The following is a 3,325-nucleotide window of genomic DNA, read 5'->3' as shown; positions in this document are numbered from 1 at the left end:
CTTTCATATTTAAATGAAAGGAACTTTTATTTAGCATTTTATATCTTAAAAGATAAATTATTTCTTGAAGAAGTCCTGAACCTTTTCGTTAGGAACCATTTGTTCATCAAAAACGTAAGCACCAGTTTTCGGAGACTTAACCATTTTGATAACCTTAGTATAAGAACGTCCTTCTTTACCTGTCTGAAGGGTTGCGACTGTTTTCTTTGCCATGGTCTGTTATTATTTAATTTCTTTGTGAACTGTTACTCTTTTCAAAATCGGATTGTACTTTTTCAGCTCCAATCTTTCAGTGGTATTTTTTCTATTCTTAGTTGTAATATAACGAGAAGTTCCCGGCATACCACTATCCTTCATTTCTGTGCATTCAAGGATTACCTGTACTCTGTTTCCTTTAGCTTTCTTAGCCATAGTCTTTCTCTCCTTTTAATTAACCAATAATTTTGATAGTTTTCCAATCACAATAGCCTTTTGCTACCGCTTCATTCAGCGCTGCATCCAGACCTTTCTTGTTAATAACTCGCAAGCCGTTAGCGCAGATATTCAGGCTAATCCAGCAATCCTGTTCTACATAGTAGAATTTCTTTGTAAACAAGTTCACATCAAAAGTTCTTTTTGTTCTTCTCTTAGAGTGTGAAACATTGTTGCCTATCAAGGCTTTCTTTCCGGTAATTTGACAAATTTTCGACATTTCTATCTAGTTTTTATAGTTTTATTCCATGGTTCTCTAAAACGGAGTGCAAAGTAAGCGATTTTATTTTATATAAACAAATCTTTTTTCAACAAATTGAACTTTTACTCCTCTTTTCCCTGATTTTGGCATAATTCCAATAACAATTGGAGGGTTTTTGCCGTGGCAGCCTGGATATTTTTCTCGCGACCTTCGTCTTCGGTCAATTTAGCCGTAAGCACTTCGTCTTTTGTGCCGGCTGCTACCCAGATTGTACCCACCGGTTTCTCCGGGCTTCCTCCACCGGGACCGGCAATTCCGGATGTAGCCATCGCATAGTCTACATTCAAGGCCTTGATGGCTCCTTTTACCATTTCCACAACAGTTTCTTCACTTACCGCCCCATGTTGTTCCAGCGTTTCAGCATTTACGTACAAATGCGTCTTCTTCACCTCGTCCGAGTAGGCAATGAATCCCCCTTTATAGAAACGAGAACTACCTGGGATAGCAGTTATGATGGCTGCCACGTTACCAGCCGTACAACTTTCTGCGGTAGCTAATGTCAAGCCTTCTCTCCAGAAAATTTCACTTATCTCCTTACTTAGTGTTTTGGTTTCTACTGACATAATCTATTTTCTCTAAATTATTACTTAATGGTTACCCGTGAATAAGCGGGTTTGTCTATAGTGCAAAAATCCTTGTCCAAAAACTTGTAATATCCTGTAATGGCAATCATGGCTGCATTGTCGGTGGTATACCCGAACTTCGGTATGAAAATATTCCAGCCATATTTTTTCGCATGTTCGCAGAATGCGTTTCGCAAACCGTTGTTTGCCGACACACCTCCGGCCACGGCTACTTCCTTAATACCTGTATCCTTTACGACTTTACGCAATTTATCCATCAGAATGTCCACTATCGTTTTTTCCAACGAGGCGGCCAGGTCTGTCTTATGATGTTCCACAAAGTCAGGATCCTCTTTCATCCAATCTCTGAGAGAATACAAGAAAGAAGTTTTCAGTCCGCTAAAGCTATAGTCGTAGCCCGGAATATGCGGTTTGCTGAATGTAAAGGCCTCCGGGTTTCCCTGACGCGCCAGCTTGTCAATAATGGGACCACCCGGATAACCCAGCCCCATCACCTTGGAGCACTTGTCTATGGCCTCTCCCGCCGCATCGTCAATGGTCTGTCCTAATACCTCCATATCATTATACGCATTCACACGGATAATCTGAGAGTTTCCTCCTGAAACCAACAGACAGATAAAAGGATATTTAGGCTGTACGTTTTCACCGTCAGGTTCCTGAATAAAGTGTGCAAGCACATGCCCCTGCAAATGGTTCACCTCTACCATCGGAATGTCCAGCGAACGGGCAAGCCCTTTGGCAAAAGACACCCCTACCAGCAAAGAGCCCATCAAGCCCGGTCCGCGAGTAAAGGCTATGGCGCTCAAATCTTCCTTTGCCACTCCGGCACGCTTCAACGCCTCATGCACCACTGGAACAATATTCTGCTGGTGCGCACGCGAGGCCAGCTCCGGCACTACTCCTCCATAGGCTTCGTGCACCGCCTGACTGGCAATTACGCTCGACAACAACACGCCGTCTTTTATCACCGCCGCCGATGTGTCATCACAAGAAGATTCTATTCCTAATATTATTGTACTCATAACGTTTTTCTATTATTAATAGGTCAATATTTCGAGTCCCTGTTCTGTCATCACGAAGGTATGTTCCCATTGTGCGGAAGGAAGCTCATCCTCCGTCACTACGGTCCATCCGTCTTCTTCATCAATAAAGACCTCCCAAGTTCCCATATTAATCATCGGTTCGATGGTAAACACCATGCCCGGTACAAGCAACATACCCGTACCCATCTTGCCAAAATGCTCCACATCCGGCTCTTCATGGAATTCCACTCCCACACCGTGGCCGCACAAATCACGAACTACCGAGAATCCGTTTTTCTTCGCATGTTTCTCTACGGCATGACCGATGTCTCCTACAAAGCCGAAAGGGCGGGCTGCTTCCATGCCGACCTCCAGGCACTCTTTTGCCACGCGCACCAGTTTTTCTTTCTGCGGAGTGGTTTTTCCGATAATAAACATACGTGAAGCATCGGCATAATAACCATCCAGAATGGTCGTACAATCCACATTGATAATGTCACCTTCTTCCAAAATTTCTTCTTCGCTCGGAATTCCATGGCAAACAACTTCATTAATGGAAGTACAGCAGCTCTTCGGAAAACCCTCATAACCTAGGCATGCCGGAATGGCCCCGTGGTCTCGGGTATACTCATACACCAGCTTGTCAATCTCAGCCGTATTCATTCCGGCATGGATTTCCTTTTCTACCAGATTGAGCACTCCCGTATTAATCACACCGCTACGACGGATTCCTTCAATCTGTTCCGGAGTCTTAATCAACTGGCGAGTTGGAACCAAATGCCCTTTATCCTGATAAAACAGCACCTTTCTGTCCAATTCCGTCAGTTCCTCCCCTTTGGGTACCCTCCAGTTTATCTTATGTCTCTTCATAATCTTCTTCTTTACTTACCTGCAAAGGTATAAGAAAAAAATGGAATAGCGTACGGGAAGCGATATAAAAAAACGCCAACAGCCCATAAACATCTTGTCACATTTATGTAATAAAA

6 protein-coding genes are annotated in these 3,325 nt (G+C 43.4%); all 6 read right to left on the bottom strand.

Going from position 1 to position 3,325, the window contains the following annotated elements; genetic code table 11:
- Window positions 1–57: 57 nt before the first annotated feature.
- The 6 genes from ACMJ0U_RS05585 to map all read right to left on the bottom strand — a co-directional run bounded on the left by ACMJ0U_RS05585 (window position 58) and on the right by map (window position 3,209).
- Window positions 58–213, bottom strand: coding sequence for a DUF4295 domain-containing protein (locus tag ACMJ0U_RS05585; RefSeq protein WP_007558249.1), 156 nt, complete (start codon window positions 211–213; stop codon window positions 58–60).
- A gap of 9 nt (window positions 214–222) precedes the next feature.
- Complete coding sequence (rpmG, locus tag ACMJ0U_RS05580) at window positions 223–411, bottom strand: 50S ribosomal protein L33 (protein WP_005841291.1); 189 nt, start codon at window positions 409–411, stop codon at window positions 223–225.
- 19 nt (window positions 412–430) lie between these two features.
- Window positions 431–691, bottom strand: a complete 261-nt coding sequence (gene rpmB / locus ACMJ0U_RS05575; RefSeq protein ID WP_007558239.1) for a 50S ribosomal protein L28 — start codon at window positions 689–691, stop codon at window positions 431–433.
- Window positions 692–795: 104 nt separating this feature from the next.
- Complete coding sequence (locus tag ACMJ0U_RS05570; protein ID WP_417128722.1) at window positions 796–1,296, bottom strand: CinA family protein; 501 nt, start codon at window positions 1,294–1,296, stop codon at window positions 796–798.
- A 20-nt stretch (window positions 1,297–1,316) separates the two neighbouring features.
- Window positions 1,317–2,339 carry a tRNA (adenosine(37)-N6)-threonylcarbamoyltransferase complex transferase subunit TsaD gene (tsaD, locus tag ACMJ0U_RS05565; RefSeq protein ID WP_417128720.1) on the bottom strand — a complete coding sequence of 341 codons (1,023 nt, stop codon included), beginning with the start codon at window positions 2,337–2,339 and terminating at the stop codon, window positions 1,317–1,319.
- A gap of 15 nt (window positions 2,340–2,354) precedes the next feature.
- Window positions 2,355–3,209, bottom strand: coding sequence for a type I methionyl aminopeptidase (gene map, locus ACMJ0U_RS05560; RefSeq protein WP_417128718.1), 855 nt, complete (start codon window positions 3,207–3,209; stop codon window positions 2,355–2,357).
- Window positions 3,210–3,325 lie beyond the last annotated feature (116 nt).

This window comes from Phocaeicola sp. (assembly GCF_048170425.1).
Lineage (GTDB): Bacteria > Bacteroidota > Bacteroidia > Bacteroidales > Bacteroidaceae > Phocaeicola.
This window is presented reverse-complemented; position numbering and strand designations above follow the sequence as displayed.